Origin of the sequence: Bacteroides sp. 1_1_14, assembly GCF_000162515.1 — a bacterium.
GTDB lineage: Bacteria > Bacteroidota > Bacteroidia > Bacteroidales > Bacteroidaceae > Bacteroides > Bacteroides thetaiotaomicron.
In genome coordinates, this window is record NZ_GG774713.1 from 58,153 (window position 1) to 76,259 (window position 18,107).

Annotated in this window: 12 protein-coding genes and 2 pseudogenes; 3 read left to right on the forward strand and 11 right to left on the reverse strand. The window is 45.9% G+C overall.

What is annotated here, in order from left to right:
• Positions 1–50: 50 nt before the first annotated feature.
• Positions 51–1,226 (reverse strand): ATP-binding protein, encoded by a 1,176-nt coding sequence (locus tag HMPREF9007_RS02085; RefSeq protein WP_008763585.1) that lies wholly within the window; start codon positions 1,224–1,226, stop codon positions 51–53.
• Between the two features lie 220 nt (positions 1,227–1,446).
• On the opposite strand from HMPREF9007_RS02085, the gene rd reads away from it, so the two are divergent.
• The gene (rd, locus tag HMPREF9007_RS02080) at positions 1,447–1,611 is read left to right on the forward strand and encodes a rubredoxin (RefSeq protein WP_008763586.1); all 165 of its coding nucleotides are present in this window, start codon (positions 1,447–1,449) and stop codon (positions 1,609–1,611) included.
• A 103-nt stretch (positions 1,612–1,714) separates the two neighbouring features.
• On the opposite strand, the gene HMPREF9007_RS02075 is transcribed toward rd, so the two are convergent.
• The 9 genes and pseudogenes from HMPREF9007_RS02075 to HMPREF9007_RS02040 all read right to left on the reverse strand — a co-directional run bounded on the left by HMPREF9007_RS02075 (position 1,715) and on the right by HMPREF9007_RS02040 (position 14,188).
• A complete protein-coding gene (locus HMPREF9007_RS02075; protein WP_008763587.1) occupies positions 1,715–2,197 on the reverse strand; it encodes an HU family DNA-binding protein in 483 nt (160 codons plus the stop codon).
• Positions 2,198–2,698: 501 nt separating this feature from the next.
• Positions 2,699–3,307, reverse strand: coding sequence for a DsbA family protein (locus HMPREF9007_RS02070; protein ID WP_008763589.1), 609 nt, complete (start codon positions 3,305–3,307; stop codon positions 2,699–2,701).
• A 226-nt stretch (positions 3,308–3,533) separates the two neighbouring features.
• A complete protein-coding gene (locus HMPREF9007_RS02065; RefSeq protein ID WP_008763590.1) occupies positions 3,534–4,436 on the reverse strand; it encodes a DUF4361 domain-containing protein in 903 nt (300 codons plus the stop codon).
• A gap of 20 nt (positions 4,437–4,456) precedes the next feature.
• Complete coding sequence (locus HMPREF9007_RS27900; RefSeq protein WP_346962716.1) at positions 4,457–4,777, reverse strand: RagB/SusD family nutrient uptake outer membrane protein; 321 nt, start codon at positions 4,775–4,777, stop codon at positions 4,457–4,459.
• Positions 4,765–6,426, reverse strand: coding sequence for a RagB/SusD family nutrient uptake outer membrane protein (locus tag HMPREF9007_RS02060; protein ID WP_277754718.1), 1,662 nt, complete (start codon positions 6,424–6,426; stop codon positions 4,765–4,767). The genes HMPREF9007_RS27900 and HMPREF9007_RS02060 overlap by 13 nt, the downstream gene beginning before the upstream one ends.
• An 83-nt stretch (positions 6,427–6,509) precedes the next feature.
• Positions 6,510–9,637, reverse strand: a pseudogene (locus HMPREF9007_RS02055) (TonB-dependent receptor).
• 15 nt (positions 9,638–9,652) lie between these two features.
• Positions 9,653–10,975, reverse strand: a complete 1,323-nt coding sequence (locus HMPREF9007_RS02050) for an IPT/TIG domain-containing protein (protein ID WP_008763591.1) — start codon at positions 10,973–10,975, stop codon at positions 9,653–9,655.
• An 83-nt stretch (positions 10,976–11,058) separates the two neighbouring features.
• Positions 11,059–12,150, reverse strand: coding sequence for an Sb-PDE family phosphodiesterase (locus HMPREF9007_RS02045; RefSeq protein ID WP_008763592.1), 1,092 nt, complete (start codon positions 12,148–12,150; stop codon positions 11,059–11,061).
• A gap of 340 nt (positions 12,151–12,490) precedes the next feature.
• Positions 12,491–14,188 carry a Na/Pi cotransporter family protein gene (locus HMPREF9007_RS02040; protein WP_008763593.1) on the reverse strand — a complete coding sequence of 566 codons (1,698 nt, stop codon included), beginning with the start codon at positions 14,186–14,188 and terminating at the stop codon, positions 12,491–12,493.
• Positions 14,189–14,275: 87 nt separating this feature from the next.
• On the opposite strand from HMPREF9007_RS02040, the gene HMPREF9007_RS02035 reads away from it, so the two are divergent.
• Positions 14,276–15,949, forward strand: a complete 1,674-nt coding sequence (locus tag HMPREF9007_RS02035) for a nucleoside kinase (RefSeq protein ID WP_008763594.1) — start codon at positions 14,276–14,278, stop codon at positions 15,947–15,949.
• Positions 15,950–16,150: 201 nt separating this feature from the next.
• A complete protein-coding gene (locus HMPREF9007_RS02030) occupies positions 16,151–16,549 on the forward strand; it encodes a hypothetical protein (protein WP_008763595.1) in 399 nt (132 codons plus the stop codon).
• Positions 16,550–16,718: 169 nt separating this feature from the next.
• Here the strand turns inward: HMPREF9007_RS02030 and HMPREF9007_RS02025 are convergent.
• Positions 16,719–18,022 (reverse strand): annotated as a pseudogene (locus tag HMPREF9007_RS02025) (acetylxylan esterase).
• Between the last annotated feature and the right edge of the window lie 85 nt (positions 18,023–18,107).

Below are 18,107 nucleotides of genomic sequence, written 5' to 3' on the forward strand. Positions count from 1 at the left end.
AACATAAAATTGTGATAAAATGTTTAATTAAAACTTTTTATGAAGTTACTTTATTCGGGACGTCCGCAAGTACGATAGGGAATCGTAAACCAGAACGTTGATCCCTTGCCTTCTACGGAGTCTGCGCCGATTTGCCCCTCCAATTTGTTTACGATGGTTTTAGAGATGGAAAGTCCCAGCCCCGTTCCTTTCTTGTCTTTGTTCAGCTTTACGAAGCGGCCGAAAACTTCCGGTAGTTTGTCGGCAGGGATTCCGGCTCCGGTGTCGGTGACATAAAAATAAAGTTCGGTATCTCTTGCCTCATAACCGATGCTGATCGTTCCCTCCTGCGTGAATTTAATGGCGTTGGTGGTAAAATTGGAGAGCACCTGCGCGACACGGTTCCGGTCGGTCTCTATGCTACAGGAGGGAAGGCTTGGTTCTGCAATTATCCGGATGTTTTTTCCTGCGTCGTTGACTCTCATTTGGAAAAGCTGCCGCAAGTCGGATAGTAACAGATTGATATCTACCTTTGTATATACAAATTCCAGTGTACCGGCTTCTATTTTCGACATATCCAGGATATCGTTCACTAGTTGCAGCAGCAGATCGGCATTCATCTTTATGATCTCCTGATATTGTGCCTTTTCTTCTTCTGTATTGGCGCTGGCGAGTACTTCTGCAAATCCTGTGATGGCGTTGAGAGGCGTGCGGATTTCGTGACTCATATTGGCAAGGAAGGCAGACTTCGAAAGGTCGGCATTTTCTGCTTTCTCTTTGGCAAGTGTCAGTTGCTTTTCTGTTTCTTTAAGTTGGGTGATATCGTGCACGGTAAGTACCATATTCTCTTCTTCGTTAAGGAGAAAATAGGAACCGGATATCACGGCGTCACATTCTACGGATTTCTTTTCGGAAGTAAGCACGTTCAGAGTAGCTTCCAGATCAGTGAAGCCTCTTCTTTGTTCGAAAGCCTGGCGGATGGCACAACGTATGGGGCAGGAGCCACAGTAAGCATGAGTACCGCAGCCTCCTTCCGCCGATAATGCGTTGCGGCATTGCAATAAGTCGCCCACTCTCTTTTCTTCCAGACCTTTCTGAGTTCCGGTGAGTTGATAGTAGTTTGTTTTTAATACTTTGAAGTCGTTATCTATTAATAAGATATAGGCATGGACATTTTTCAGAATGGCGCTGGCGATGTGGTTGGTATGTTCCAGCTTTCTGGATTCCCGGAATAGTCGTTTTTGCATCCGAAGACATTTTCTCCGTTCCCATAGATAGCTGAGCAGGAGGATTGCACATATAATTAGCAGGATAGGTAGCAATGCTATTAGCATGATGTAACTTGTTGGTTTTGTTCTACAAATATGTTGCAAAGATAACTTTTTTACTCGGGATAAGAAATAAGTTCGAACAATTTGCATTTTATTTGCGTTATATTATTTAGTAAACCAATAAAAAACGAACGTTATGAAAAAGTACATTTGCACAGTCTGTGAATACATTTACGACCCCGCACAAGGAGATCCCGAGAGCGGAATTGAACCGGGAACAGCATTTGAAGACATTCCGGATGATTGGACTTGTCCACTTTGCGGAGTCGGAAAAGAGGACTTTGAACCGTACGAAGGATAAAAAAATTAAGAGAGAGAAGAGATTATTAAAAAAATGACCGGAAAGCAGTGCTTCCGGTCATTTTTGCGTTTCAGCTCATGCAGAGCTTTTTTTGTTCCTGTTTTTATACTGTCGGGTCAGGTGCTTCCTCATCGCCGCCGTCACCGCCGCCGTCGGGGTTGGGAGGAGTAGGAGTGTTTCCGTTGTCAACGATCTCGCTGCCGGTTACCAGTTTTTGAATACTTGCCTTTTTCAGCATATCCTTAAACTTGTATCCCGGAGTAAATACGATCTTCACCCGACGAATCGTGTCGGAATCCACTGCCGCTTCTGTCTCCTGGCTTTCGCTGCTGATGCCGGGACGGAATTGACCGAAATCACCCAGTTGTACGGAAATACCTTTGTTTAAGTTTATATTCAGCGTATCGATCAGTGCATCGAGTACAAACTTGATCGCTCCGCTGGGAACCATTCCCACTTTAGAAATCTCATCACACAAATCCTTGAAATTAACCGTATTGGTAATAAAATTCTGTGCTACATACTTTTCGGTTTTCTCTTTACCGAAACCAATCATTCTTTTTTTAACGACATACCTAAGTGCCATAATCTTTTTTGTTTTTTAATAGTTAGTAAATCTGTTTCTTTTGTTTTGTGATCACGATGCAAATGTATGTGTTTCCAAATGAACTGCCAAGCAAAAAACTCAAAGTGCGTTAATAAGTTTCTTCAACTAAAGAAATGGTCAGATGTTTTTTTGTTGTTCTCCTTTCATCTTTTTCCGATTGAAGATTGTCCTTTTCATATCATATCCATACCTTTGTAGATTCAAGAATCCAACGTGACTTCGGTGACTCAGGAGCCGGGATGTCCGGACTTGTTAATAAATGGATAGACGAACAGCCGTTGATTATCGCTGTTTACATCGTTTTGGCACTTAGTTCCTTCGGTATCATTGTTGGAAAAATGATCGACTTTTGGGTGTATTGTCTCCGAAAGAAAATGTTTTAAAGTCTCTGTATATAGATCCCTGTTGCCTCTGCCCGAAGAAGGTTGGAAACAGGCTTATTCATCTAATGAGTTCAATTAGGGATATACGCTATATGCTTCAAATCATTTTCTTCGCATAAATCACCTGTTTTCCTGCTCCGTAGCGCATCAGTATCCCTTTTTCGATAAAAGCGTTCAGCTCTTTTAGTGCACGCTTTTTGTCGTGACCGGTCATATAGCAATAATCAGTGCGAGTCATGCAAGGATATTTTTCAAGGTGGGCGGTTATTAATGCCAGACATTCCGCTTCGCTACGTCCGTTACCTTTGGGCCGGGTGAGAGATTCGGTACGTTCCAATCTCATGTCATACCCTACTTCCCGCTTGAATTGTTTGGTCGGTAGATAGTTGATGTTTTTTAATTTGATTGATTGTGCACGCACATCTTTCTTGTGCATTACGGGTGGTCCTTGCAGCGATACGGAGAAATAGCCGATCTCGCCTAATTCTACAATCCAGCCGTTAGCCAGTAAATCTTTTAACTCATTTTGAAAAGACTGCATTGCTCCTGCCAGCAAACTACGGCTGATTCCTGTAAATTTGTGTACGCGGTCTAGAAATTCGTCCTGACCGATAGTCCCTTTGGGAACAATGCGGGGATGAAGGGGTTGTTTTTCTCCTGTCTGCTTGATATCGGGAGTCTCGTAAAGGTCATACTGTGCGCTCATAACTTAAGTTATTTTGTTGTGTTATTAATGTTTCCGTTCCTATAAACTAAGGAATCCGGCTTAAATATTAATTCGTTCTACTACAGTTCCCCGTGCGGACCACTAGAGTGGGACACAAGGGGAACTATAGTTCTTCTTTCGTGCCACTATAGTGGTACGAAAAAAGATTTGCATACAAAGTTATTAATATTAAAGAGAAAAGGGTTAACCTTACGAGGTTTTTGCGTTAATTATTTATTTCCAGCCGCAATTCCTCTTGCATCACCTTGCTTTTCCCATCCTTTGTGTATCGGTACGACAGCAGAAATACATTATAAGTATGACCGAAAGATTCCTCTACCTTGAATGTATTGGGGTATTTGGAGTCACCGTCTATCTGAGTTACCTCAATATCCTTGTACGGCTTTATCGTGACATGATTGTTTTCCTCCACTTGCAGTATGATGGCGGTTTTGTTGATGTGATCCACATTGCTTTCAAAAGACTCCGTTCCGGCTATCACGCGTACGCTGTTGTGGGTGAGTGGAAACATCTTCTTGTTACCTGCGGTTGCCATCCCGTCTGCCAGACCGGTCATTGAATAGTAAACGTTTTCGCCCTGCGTTGCATAATCGTTCTTGATAAGTATTTGATATAGAATGGTGTTTTTGCTTTCATTAATCTCGACACCGGAGATATCCGTAGCTTTTAATCCTACGAAGTAGGTAGAATCCGGCGACAGTCCTTCGGGACGTATCTTGATCATGGTTCTGCCTGTCCGTTCGCCTGCATTGATCTGAATCTTGTAATCTACGATCTCGTATTTGTCACTGGACAGGAATTTGGCATAGCAGGCTTCATCGACGTCATAAAGAGACCGGTTGTAGAATTCCAGTGAAGTCAGGTCTTCTTCCAGCCCGATCACCATGTCTTGTTTCGGGGCATGGGTGCCTCCGGTGCAGGCTGCGATATATCCTGTCGCCTCTTCTCCGGTAGGGGATAAGGTGACCACTTCTTCAAACGTGTTATAGTAGTCACTGCTGATCAGGGCTACTACATTCTTGTACATTTCCTTCTCAAACAGCGCATCGTCATTGCATGACGAAAGCGCTGTCATAAGTGCGAGTATCGTTATAAAATCTCGTTTCATTTTCTTTTTTGTTATTTAGATTAATAACCCGGATTCTGGTCGAGAGAAGGCAGTCTTCTCATTTCGTTGCGTGGTATGGGCACCCAGACAGACCTTTTGTCAACCACCCTCGTCAGGAATGAGGAAGAACTAGGGATGACACGCTGGTAGTAGGTCTCTTTGGTTGCACCGTCGGGATTCATTCCACGGATAGGTTCCTGCTCTGTCTCTTCATAAATACCCCAGCGGCGGACATCATAGAAACGTCTGTTTTCCCATAAAAACTCTACCATACGTTCGCGTTCTATCTGTTTCTGTACTTCCGGCGTACTGTTGAGTTGATTGGCTGTCAGCCCCGGCAGTCCGGCCCTGTAGCGGACTTGATTGAATGCTTTTTAATTTCCGCTTTATCTCTGCTCATGGTATAAGGCTGACCGTCCAGTTCTACGGTGTGGGGGCCGGTCAGGTTGTTGAGTGCCTCCGCATATGATAGCAGGATTTCCGCATAGCGGATGATGGGATAGGCTTTCTGGATATGGCGGGCTCCGGTGCCGGTCCAGGCATCCATCGGGTTATTGTACTTTTTGATTACGTATCCGGTGATGGGATAGTTGGGCGAAGTGGCTGTAACACCGCCACGACCGTCTTCATCCTGATAGTAGTACTTGGCTGTGTGGTTGTTGAGAGTCGAACTGGACAATGCCTGCCATACTGCCTCATTGAATCCTACAGATGCGTAGAACCGCATTTCACGATTGGCGTACATCTTATATACACCGGCGTTGAGGGGATAGCCGGAAAAGTTACGCGGTTCGGAAGTGAAGCCTGTCTCCGAGTAATATCCGTCGGCGGCGGCTTCTTCTTTCGTACGGCCGTCGTCCATCAGATAGGCGTCTACCACTTTCTGAGTGACGCAGAAACGTCCCCATCCACCCATCGAGGGAGGGAAAGAACCTTTGCTGATGGTTTCGTTGAGGTACGTCGTGTTTCTTCCCCAGATCAATTCCGGGTTGATGGACGCTACGGCTTCGCCGGTAAAGATGTCCGAATAAGATTTGAAAGGGTCTATTCCGTTGGCTCCGTTCGGGTAGGCGTCATAGAAATTGGGGTCGGAAGTGACTCCGGCGGGAAGCTCCGGCGTGTTGTCGTCTTTTGCATACGTATAGAGCTTGTACGCTCCCATATCCATCACCCGTTTTGCGGCGGCGGCAGCTACTGCCCACCGACTTTCGTCATATTGCTGGGAGACATAATGCACACCGTCGGTCTTGCGTTTCCAGTTGCCGAAATAGGAGCTGGCAACAGGCCCCCCGTTGAATAGCGGGCTGGCGTGTATCAATCGCAGGCGGGCTACCAGGCCGAGTGCGGCTCCTTTGGTGGGGCGTCCGAAGTCCAGCGTGGAAACATCCTGAGGCGAGGGCAGCAGCCGTGCCGCTTTTTCGAACTCCTCACAAGTATAGTTCATTGTTTCGTCATAGGTGGCTCTGGGGCGGTCGTAGTATTCGATAGGTTCGTTGGTATTCACTACTTCGTCTCCCAGCAAGATTGCCGGACCGTAATCGACCAAAAGATTGTAGTAGGCGAAGGCACGGATAAAACGTGTGTATCCTTCCAGTCTGAGCCGTTCCGAGTTTGTCAGGTCTTTCGGGCGGTCGAGGTTTTGCAGGATGCTGTTGCACTTACGGATGATTTTGTAGTATTTGCCCCATTGGTTCAGGTTGGGGGAGCCGTCTCCGAGGAAATCCTGTGTGATCTTTCCGTTGGCGAAATCCATGCCGTGATAGATATTGGCCGTTCCACTTCCGGTCAGTCCGTTAAATCCTTCGTCGGTCGCCATCGGTCCCGGTGTGTACCCGTTACGGATGGTCTGTGCCTCATCCGGGAACATGGCTGCCGCTCCCCACATATACGCTTCCATATATCGGGCATTGGTGAAAACCGAGTCGATGTTGAATTCATCATCAAAGTAATTGTCTATGTTTAAGAAGTTGCTGCAAGACGTTACTAACATGACTGCCTGAACCAAGAAGAACGTTCTTGCTGTTTTTTTATTAAGGATGTTTTCATTTTATCGTTTATCGGATGATGTATTTATTAGAGATTGACATATAATTGCAGGGAATAGGTGGAAGGGATGGGATATACACGGCCGTTCCAGCGTGCCTGTTCCGGATCGAAGAGTTTCACTTTATCCCATACATAGAGGTTGTTACCTACGAATTGGATATCCAGTGAAGAAACACCTATGCGTCTCAGAAAAGCTGTCGCAAGATGGTAGTTCAGGGTGATTTCCTGCAGGCGTATGTAGCGTGAATCGCCCTGCCAAAAGGTGGATAACTGGCTGTTGTTGCTGTTATTTCCATATTGCAGGCGGGGGAAACGCGCGTTCGGGTTTTCGGCAAGGGATGGGTCGATCCCGTGTGCAATGGCATAATCTCTGGGAATCCATCGGTTGACTGGATTGGCTGCCAGGGTGAGTACGTTTCCGGTGTTACCCTCGAAGAAAGGCATGTACCCCATTCCGTTGAGGCGGGTTTCGTCGTTCACTGTCGTCTTTTGACCTACATAGAAAAAAGAGGTCTTGCCGGTTCCCTTGAACAATACACCCAGAGTCAGATTCTTGTAGCGGATTTCTGCTCCCAGGCCGTACATCATCAGTGGATAAGTGCTGTGCGTCAACGGCACCATGTCCAGCTTGTCCACCATACCGTCTCCATTGATATCCTTATATTTGATGTCACCGGGCATTACCTCCCCGAAAGTCTGCTTGGGACTGTATTTGATGTCATCTTCGTCCTTAAACAGTCCGACTGCCTGATATCCGCGGATGGAATTGTACGGGAAATTATTGTATTCCAGATAGGGATACTCCAGATAAGCCTGCTCCCAGTTCTGTACTTTATTTTTGGAGTACGTGAAATTACCCCGTAAGGTGAAGCCGAAATCGGGAGTGAAATCCTGCGTGAAGCTGATGTTTCCGTCGGCACCGTAACTTTTCATTTTACCCACATTCGCGTATGGATTAGAGACCACTCCTACGAACTCGGGCACCTGTACCCGTTGCTGGAAAATACCGTTACGCTGATCATGGAAAATATCGACAACGAAATCGATCTTGTTATTAAACAACTTTCCTTCAATACCCACATTGGACTTGATGGCCTTTTCCCACGCCAGATTATCAGCTCCGATACGTGTCTCACCGATAATCTCGATGTCGGGAACGCCCCAAGCCGATCCGGTGCCCTCGTTCACTTTAGTAAGGTAGGGGAAGCGGACATCGGTAATCCGGTCGTTACCTACCGAACCATACGAAGCTCTTATTTTAAGATAGTCGAGCCAGGGGAGCGCCTCTTGTATAAACTTGTAGCCGGTAGGTACCCAGCCCAATGCGACGGATGGGAAGAAACCGTATTGTCTGCCGGGCTGGAAGTTTTCGGAACCGGTATATCCGAAGTTGACGTCCAGCAGGTAAGTATCCTTGTAGCCATATGTAAACCGGCTGGATACTCCCTGATAGCGCAAGGGAATGGCCGATAAATTACTTGTAGCGTCGTCCGTGTCTTTAGAATCGCTGATGTAATAATAGACCAGCGCGGATGTCCGGTGATCTGTACCGAAAAGCCGGTCATAATTGAGTGTAGCCTCAAAGTGGTATTTGCGGTACTGGCGGGTGGACTTGCTGTACGAGGCTTTTTTCTCCTGTACGGTCTCCTGCATGATGAGTGATCCGTCGCTTGCTCTGCCCAGCGCATTGTAGAGGGCCGGCTGCACGCTTCTCCGTTCATTGAAGTAGCTGTGGATATCGTATGCTCCCTGTACACGTAATTTAAGCCCGTTGATCAATTCGGAAAAGTCCTGATTGATTGCCAAAGTTGATTTGCCCTTGTACACTTCGTTGGCAGCCTTTCCCGTATGGTTGATCATGACATAAGGCGATGACAGCTCTCCGGCACCGCGTCCGGGCAGCATACCATTGGAATATTGGGTGGGAATGGACAATGGAGTAAGCCGCGACTGTGCTCCCCATATATATTCGGTATTGGCTACGCCGGGCTGATTCAACTGGGAGAGGAATCCGTCAGAACCCAAATAAACTTTCGTTGATTTGGTCAGGTTCACGTCTAGATTGATACGGTAATTATAGGTGTTGTAGCTGACGTTCGAACTGTATATACTGTTCTTGTCTACCTTGTAGGCCGCACTTCGTTTTTACCTCCCAGGCTCAGAAAATAACGTGCCACATCGCTTCCGCCACGTCCGCTTACATAATAAGTGTGCCGCCAGAATGTTTTGTTGAGTATCTCATCCTGCCAGTTTACGTTGGGATAGAGGTCGGGGTCGAGACCGTCGCGTATAATTCCCATTTCCGTATCGTCATACAAAGGTGTTTCGTTCCGTACTGCTCTGGCTTCGTTTGCTAACTGCGCATACTCATAAGCTCCCAGATATTTCGGCAGACGGTTGAGGACGGACAGCGTGGTGTTGAAACGTCCGGTAATCTGAATTTTGCCCGAAAGGCCTTTCTTGGTGTTGACCAATACGACTCCGTTGGCTCCCCTTACTCCGTACACGGCAGTTGCCGACGCGTCTTTCAGGATGGAGAAACTTTCGACATCGGCAGGGTCGATGGTGTTGAGGTCGCCTTCCAGACCGTCAATCAGTACAAGGGCACTGCTGTTGGCTCCGAACGTACCGATACCACGTACCCAGAAATCGGCGATATTCTGACCGGGCTCGCCACTGCTCTGCAAGGAAATGACACCGGCTGCCCTGCCTCCCAACAAGTTACTGATGGAAGGGGAGGGGGACTGGATATCTTTAGTGCTGACCGTCGTAATGGCACCTACCGAACTGATTTTCCGCTGAACGTTTCCCAGTGCGACGACAACCACTTCATCAAGGGAATTGTTGTTTTCAAGCAGTGTGACCGTTAAGTCGGTTTGGGGTTTGATGGCCACGTGCTCCGACGGTTTGAAGCCGATAAAAGAAAATATCATTTTGTCTCCATAAACCACTTTCAGCTTGAAATTACCGTCATTGTCGGTTGTGGTACCTTTGGAGGGCTTGTCTTTGATGTATACCGATACGCCGGGCATGGATAGCTTGTCCTTATCCACGACAGTTCCTGAAACGGTAAATTCCTGAACTTGCTGCGCGAAGGTTGTTGCCGAAAGCAATAAGCAGAACGACATTAAGTATAAAATCTGTTTGATTTTCATTGTGAGTTTACTTTGTTATTCGATAACCAATTTGCGAATGCGTGCATTACCCCAGTCTGCAATGTAAATGTCTCCCTGTTCATTGACAGCCACTCCCCAGGGATTCTTGAATAAGGACTCTACCGGTCCTCCGTCCTTGTATCCGGCGACGCCGGGCTGTCCGGCAACTGTCGTGACGATATTGTCGGCAGATACCATGCGGATGCAATGGTTGCCATAGTCGGCTACGAACATATTGCCGTCGTTGTCAAACTTGATATCCTTGGGATAATTGAACAGGGCATCTTCAATCGGACCGTCACGGAAAGCGCTGCCGCCGGGAGCATTGAGACGCTTAAATCCGCCTGTTCCATCCGGATCGCGGAGGTCGAGCACCGAAATCCCTTGTCTGTATGCGGTAGGGGCGTTGGAGTGAAGCGTTATATACAGAAGCCAAGGCTTCGCAGGATTAATCGCCTGTCCGTATTGTGATCCGCTGGGGCCTTGATGGATAATGTGTCCTTCGAATGTGTCGGGATCTATTTTAGCGATCTTTCCATCACGGTATCGTGTATATAGATAGCCGTCATAAGGGCAGAAGGTGACGAAATTCTTGTATTTGTCGGCATCTACGATTGAGTTCAGATCCGACTGTGAGTATTTTATGTTACGCTGGCGGGGATACCAGGCTTCACGCGGGTCGAAGGTAAATGTCACTTCTTTGACCGATTCGTGCGCGGCGGTCAGCATTCCGGTGGCACGGTCCACCGTTAAGCCGTTGGCATATAAGATGCGGTTGGCGGCATCTGCTTCAATGAGCGGAGTCACAATGTTCTGCTGTTCGTTTATCCGGGCGATTCCAAATGTACCGCCGTCACGCCATGACATGAAAAGATTGCCTTCGGCATCCAGATCAAGATATTTGCCATACACCTGAGCGGTGGAGAGTGTTCCGGCAAGGAAGCTCGTTTCACCGTTTCCGGTGACCGTGCTGACCAATGCCTGTGTATGATAAGCATATGTTTCTTCGTAAGCGACAGAATCGGTGTCGACCACTACGGAGATACGGGGATTATCGCCCGGAAGGCGCGGTACAATGGCATAAATACGGCTTCCGCTTGATGAAACGACGGAGGCCCTGGCATTGTTGAAATATACTTTGATTTTACTCACGTCGGTGCCGAAGTTTTTTCCGTCCAGAAGAATTTTGTCACGTGCTCCGCCTTCTTTGGGATAGAAGGAGGTCAGTACAATCGGTTGATCGGCTTGGTGGGCTCTCGGTGGCTCACTGTAGCTTTCGCAACTTGATAAATAGAAGAAAGCTACCAGCCAGCAGGCTAGGGATAAGTAACAATTCATAAAGTAATAATTTAAAATTAAATGATTATCCGCATGTAGTCCGTCGGATATCTTGATATTACATGGCTTTGATGACTGGAACTTTATAGTTTGATGGTGTAATCCAAACCTTTATCGGGGGCTACGATGAAGTTGGTAACTTCAAAATTGCAGTCACCTCCTTTGATACCGTTTTCAAACTTCACAGAGATTGTATGCTGCGTATGTGGTTTCAATGTCATTTCGCGGAAATAGACCAAAGAAGGATCATGTGCGGTCTTTTTCAGTTTCAGTACCAGATCGGTAGCGTTCATGACAGAAAATGTCACTTCTTTTTCGGTGCGTTTCACTTCTTTTATGTCTACGCATTTTTCAAAGAAGGGACGGAGGATTTCTTCACGCCCGATCACCAGTTCGCGGTAATAAACGGCAGTGCGGCGATTGTCGAGTGCTTCACGGATACCTTCCGGAGAACGTTCTTTGGCAAAGACAAACGTCATCGTGCGGTGTTCGCCTTTTGAAAAATCATAGTCTGTCTGGATAGGCTGGTGGATATCGGAAGTTCCTATCATGGTCAGATTCTTGTCCAGACACCATTGAATGGCTTCGGGCATGAAAAGACCACCGTTGGCTACTTCAATGCCGTGCATGCAGCCGTCATTGTAGAGTTGTGTATGCTCAGGCCACCACAGGGTGGAGTCCGGCTGCTGGCGTGCCCAGCCCGGATGATTCCAGAAGATAAAGGCTCCTTGTTTTTTTGCCTCATTGAAAGCGTCTTTATATGCCTTTTGTTCCAATGGATTGGAGTCGTTCAGGAAGATTGCATTAAAATGTCCCGGAGGCATGGAACGGGTGATTTCACTGCCTCTGATTAGAAGTATTCCTAACTTCTTCGCCTGCTTCTGAGACAGTTCATAAGAGCGGTTATGATCTGCTATAATGTCTTTTTTGTGCGGGCGGTACTCTATATGTTCTGTCAGAGAAATGGCATCCAGTCCTTCTCGATATGCTTCGTCTACGCGTACGGTAGGCCATACCAGACCGTCCGAAAAAACACTGTGCATGTGAAAGTCACATTTTAAAGTAGTGTACCCATTCAGATTGGGAACTTGAATCTCATTGCGGCGTTGCGCTTGTGCGCTCATTAAACACATTGCTGCCAGTGCAACTCCCATCAATACTTTTTTAATTTTCATTTCTTTTGCTTTAAATTAGAGATTTGGTTTTCTTTTGGAATGCCTTTGTCCGGTCATTGGAAAATGGTACTAAACATAGGCCTCTGTGTATTTTGGCGCAAATGTATATGCAAAAAAAAGACCTGCAATAGGCGCAGTAAAAGCTTAACGGGAACTTCACGGAAAAGAAATGTAATCGTTAACGTCTGTGAAAAATGTAATGCCTTTGTAAAGTGTGAGTGTCCTTGTAAACGGACATGAGTTGTTTTGTCTGTGTGGAAATAAAAAAGAAATGGATAGCCAATTTATGCGTTGCAGCATAAAATTGACTATCCATTTCTTTGATTGAGTTCCTCTTTATTTAAGAGGCTTTCTTCTCTTTTACATCACTGCTGGCTTCTACCACATTCACTACATAGTCGCCCAGTTTCTCACATTCGGCGATAATATCCATATAATAGACTCCCATCTGATAATCATATTCCTTGTTGTTGACATCCAGAATATTCTGATTTTTCAGTTGGTTACGGTAGTTATTGATTTCGTTTTCGATGTTGAAAGACTTGTTGATATCAATGCTTTGGTGTTCCGGTTTCTCTACCACCACAATCATTTGTGCGAGGGCATCATCGGTCAGCTTCATCATGAAGTGGATGTGCTCGTATTGCTTTTCGGTAAAGTCCTGATTCGTCTGGCGTTTCCGGTTGATGGTGCGTGCCAGGTTGTAACAGCTGTCACCGATACTTTCGATTTCCGTCACTTCGCGCAGCATGGCACGTATCTGCAACTTACTTTCAGAACTTAAGCGGCCTTCGGATACCTGATTCAGATAATTGGCTATTTCAAGTTCCATGTTGTCGCTGATGTTCTCGTACTTTTCTACACGGCTGAACAGCTTGTTAAAGTCATCGTCCTTTTCGGTATGCATCAAGTCCTGCACCATTCCGAACATACGGTGGGTACGTTCTGCAAACAAGTGGATTTCCTTGCGTGCCTGCAGGATAGAAAGTTCCGCTGTGGAAAGCATACCGCCGGTGATAAACCGCAGGCGGGGTTCTTCGTCTTCCTCCTTCGGCCGGATTAGTGCGCATACGGTGCGTTCGATCAGTTTCACTCCCCATATCAGGATACATACGTTACAGATATTAAAGATAGAGTGGAAAGCGGACAGCTTATAAGAAATGGCTACTTCCGGATTATTGCTCTGGAAGAAGGTGTCCACTACCCAGTTGACCAGCTCCATGAAAGGGTGGAAGATGATCAATACCCAGATCACACCGAACACATTAAAAACAAAATGGGCCAATGCTGCCCGCTTAGCCTGTGTGTTGGCTGTTAATGCGGCAAGATTGGCCGTGATGGTAGTTCCGATGTTTTCGCCCAGTACGAGCGCTGCTCCCAGTTCCAGACTGATCCAGCCGTTGGCGCACATAATTAATGTGATTGCCATCGTGGCGGCTGAGGCCTGTACGATCATAGTCAGTATGGTACCGATGAATAAGAACAGGAGAATGGAGAAGAATCCCATATCCGTGTAGTTCTGTACGAAGGCGAGCATTTCCGGATTGGCGTTCAGGTCGGGAGCATTTGCTTTCAGGTAAGAAAGTCCCATGAAGAGGAAGGAAAAACCGAAAATGAATTCACCGATGGACTTGCGGTTGCTCTTGCCGGAGAAGATGAGCGGAAGGGCGATGGCCAGAAGTGGAAGAGCGAAAGCGGCCATATCAACCTTAAATCCGAAAATTGAAATAATCCATGCCGTAACCGTCGTACCGATATTGGCACCCATGATGACACTGATGGACTCGGCCAGTGTAAGCAAACCGGCGTTGACGAAACTGACGACCATTACTGTTGTCGCCGAGGAGGACTGGATAAGGGCTGTGATCAACACTCCTGTTAATACCCCCGTTACCCGATTGGTGGTCATAGCTGTCAGGATACTTCGTAGCCTGTCACCTGCGACTTTTTGTAAGCCCTCGCTCATTATCTTCATGCCATAAAGGAAGAGCCCTAACGAGCCTATGAGCTTTAAAAAATCATAAAAAGAATATTCCATCTATAATAATTTTAGTGGTTGTTTGTTCTCTATCTGATTACTAAGTATATTTAGTCCCATGTTATTCACCTTATTAAAAAGACTACGATGAAACAGATGTTACAAATATGTTGCAAAAATAATAATATTTATAAAGAATTCCCTATCGGAAGCTCACTTTTGGATATTTATTACGGTTTTAATCTTAATTTTCCTTATCAGGTAGTCAGTGCCAAGGTGAATAACCGTTCCGAAGGTCTCAATTTCAAAGTATATAATAACAAGGATATAGAGTTTCTGGATGTACGCGATTCATCCGGTATGCGTACGTATGTGCGGTCACTCTGCTTTGTCTTGTTCAAGGCTGTCAGTGAGCTTTTTCCCGAAGGGAAGCTGTTTGTGGAACACCCGGTCTCCAAAGGTTATTTCTGTAATCTGCGGATCGGTCGCCCTATTACATTGGAAGATGTGACGCGTATCAAACAGCGTATGCAGGAGATTATCGCAGAAAATATCTCTTATCACCGCATCGAATGCCATACGGCTGAGGCTGTACGGGTGTTCAGTGAACGCGGGATGAATGATAAGGTGAGACTGCTCGAAACTTCCGGTTCACTATATACCTATTATTATACGCTGGGCGATACGGTCGATTATTATTATGGTAATCTGCTCCCCAGTACCGGATATATCAAGTTGTTCGACATCGTGAAATACTATGATGGCCTCTTGCTGCGCATTCCCAATAAAGAGAATCCGGATGTGCTGGAGGAAGTGGTGAAGCAGGAGAAGATGCTGGATGTATTTAAGGAGTATCTCAACTGGAGCTATATCATGGGACTTAATAACGCCGGCGACTTTAACCTCGCCTGCGAAGAAGGGCACGCTACGGATTTAATCAATGTAGCGGAAGCGTTGCAGGAAAAGAAAATAGCCCAGATTGCCGATACGATCTTCCATCGTGGGGAAAACGGTGACCGGGTGAAACTGATTTTGATTTCCGGTCCGTCCTCTTCGGGAAAGACCACGTTCAGCAAACGTCTTTCCATCCAGTTGATGACGAACGGGCTCAAACCCTTCCCGATCTCCTTGGACAATTATTTCGTAGACCGTGAAGAGACACCTTTGGATGAAAACGGTAACTATGATTATGAGTCTCTGTATGCGCTCGATCTGGAATTGTTTAACCAGCAGTTACAGGCTTTGCTGCGCGGTGAGGAAGTGGAGCTTCCGCGCTTTAACTTCTCTCTGGGGAAGAAGGAGTATAAAGGTGATAAACTGAAAATTGAAGATAATACGATTCTCATTCTGGAAGGTATTCATGCGTTGAATCCGGAACTGACACCGCATATCCCGGATGAAAAGAAGTTCAAGATTTATGTCTCGGCATTGACCACTATTTCTTTGGACGATCATAACTGGATTCCTACGACAGACAATCGTTTGCTTCGCCGCATTATCCGCGACTTTAATTATCGGGGATATTCGGCCCGCGAGACTATCTCCCGCTGGCCTAGTGTGCGTGCCGGCGAAGATAAATGGATATTCCCTTATCAGGAGAATGCGGATGTGATGTTCAACTCGGCGCTGTTGTTTGAATTTGCAGTCCTTCGCCTGCACGCGGAACCTATTTTGATGGGCGTTCCGCGCAATTGTCCGGAATATTGTGAGGCATACCGGTTACTGAAATTCATTAAATATTTCGTTCCGGTGCAGGATAAGGAAATTCCCCCGACGTCTTTACTCAGGGAGTTTTTGGGAGGAAGTAGTTTCAAATATTAGATAATAAATTTATTTAAGAGAATTATTTTGGAATTTATAGTTATTGTATAAATATAAGTTCGTAACTTCGCGCCGCAAAAAACAAGCGTGGCAATATGTTGTTGTATTCCAGGGAAAGGAAATAACTGTAAGATTAGACTTAAATAATGAACATTTGTACGTTCTTTCCGTTTATGTTATTACACAGCAAAAAAAGGGTATATGATATTTTATAACAATTTACTAGCGAAATGCTTTTTAGGGAAAAAGAAGCATTATTTTATGATAGGAGGGTTATTCTTTACTCGGTACAAGTATTTGGAAGTTTGGGAAGAAATGGAGTTAAGAATACATGCACGGCAATTCTGGGAGTGTTTTTTATTGACTTTAATCCCAGCATTGGGTTTGTCACTATGGTTTTCATGGTGGTGGATGGTGCTTCCGTTCATGACATATCACTTGCTTTACTGGTTTGAAAAAGCAATTAGTTCTCATTCGGTTTTTAACTGGGAGGCATTGACCTATTGTGGTGATGCCGTTTATATGAGAAAAAGAAAATCCTATGCCTGGATGAAATGGTATGGGAAGAAAACTTTTCCGAAATCGGAATGGGAAGATTAAAGGAATAGAGAGACGTTAAAACTCTCTTGCGGATTTATTCAGGCACGGCTTACACAGATTAATATGGTTTCGATTAAAACAGAACCATAAAAACTCTGTAAGCCGTGCCTGAATAATGATATGATAACAGTTATTTCTGCTTTCGGCGGTTTTTCCTTTTCTACTGCTTTTATTTCAGATGTTTCTTTATCCAAAGCAGATGTCCGTACTCTGTGTCACTGGAGGTCCAATGTTCATTAATAGGAGTGATCAATGCTTCTTTCGGGCAATTCAATACATTATATACAATGTAGCTAGTAGTCGGTGGACAAACGTCATCATTGAATCCCCATGTCATATAAGTATCCGCCCTGATTAATTGGGCAAAGTTCACCACATCATAATAAGCCATTGTTCTGATCTTTTCGGGAGTATCCATATCTACGGTATTTCGGAAGAAATGGGGGTAACCTCCGGCACGACCGGCTTTGTAACCTGCCATATCGCTTAGAGCCGGATGATTGGCTACGCAGGCCGTTACCCGCTGATCCAGTCCGGCGGTGACGAGTGCTAATGCTCCTCCCTGGCTGCCGCCTTGAACGATTACATTCTTTCCGTCCCATTCCGGTAGTGAGGTCAGTAGGTCGATGCTGCGGACACAGGCCAGATATACCCGTTTCATGTAATAGTTGTCGCGGCTGTCCAGACCGTTGGACAGGTAGCCATTTTCTCTGCCGTTGAAAGCGGCACTGATTTCTTTGAATTCTTCTTCGCTCATTTCCGGGTTCAGCCCGTGAATCTCTATTTCAAAACGGATGCAGCCTTGTTCGGCGTAATACTTATGTCGCAAAGGTTCCTTGATTGTTTTGATTCCTGCGCCCGGAGGACATAGTACGACAGGGTATTTGCCTTCTTTCTTCGGATAGAACAGGTAGCCGTAGATACTTTGTCCGCGTTGGTTCACCTGCAACTTGATAAGATAGCAGTCTATTTGGTCGGTCGAGTATTTCTTTACGTGCTCTTTGGTGTATGTCAGCGGAAATTTGGCCAGTTCCGCCTTTTCGTTCTCCCAGAATTGCTGAAAGTCGGCAGGCATGGTGGTATACGGACGGAGCTTTTCCGGCGAGAAACCCACTTTGACGTGATGGGAGTATTTCTTTCCGTCTACGGTGGTGGTCAGGCGGCAGTCTCGGAAGCCCGGTTTCTTCATGGTGCCTACGGGGATTGTTGCCTTTCCTTTCTCATGATGACTGTTCCTTTGGTATCGGCAGGCATCATTTCTCCGCCTATTTCGAAATTAATCGCTATGCTATCTCCCGGAATGCCGTATTTGTAAAACTGTACTTCTACATTTGCCTGTTCTCCAGTTTTGTAAAGCCAGTCGGCATGATCGGGTACGGTTACCCAAAATACGTCACTCCGGTAGGGATTATTTTCGGCAACCGCGAGCAGCGTTGTCAGTAACAACGCTGCTGATACGTAAAATCTTCTCATATTCATTTTACTGTTCAATATAACTGTCATTTGTTTTCTCATTCTATTTTCCATCTGATCGGTTTGTTAATTACGCCGCAATATT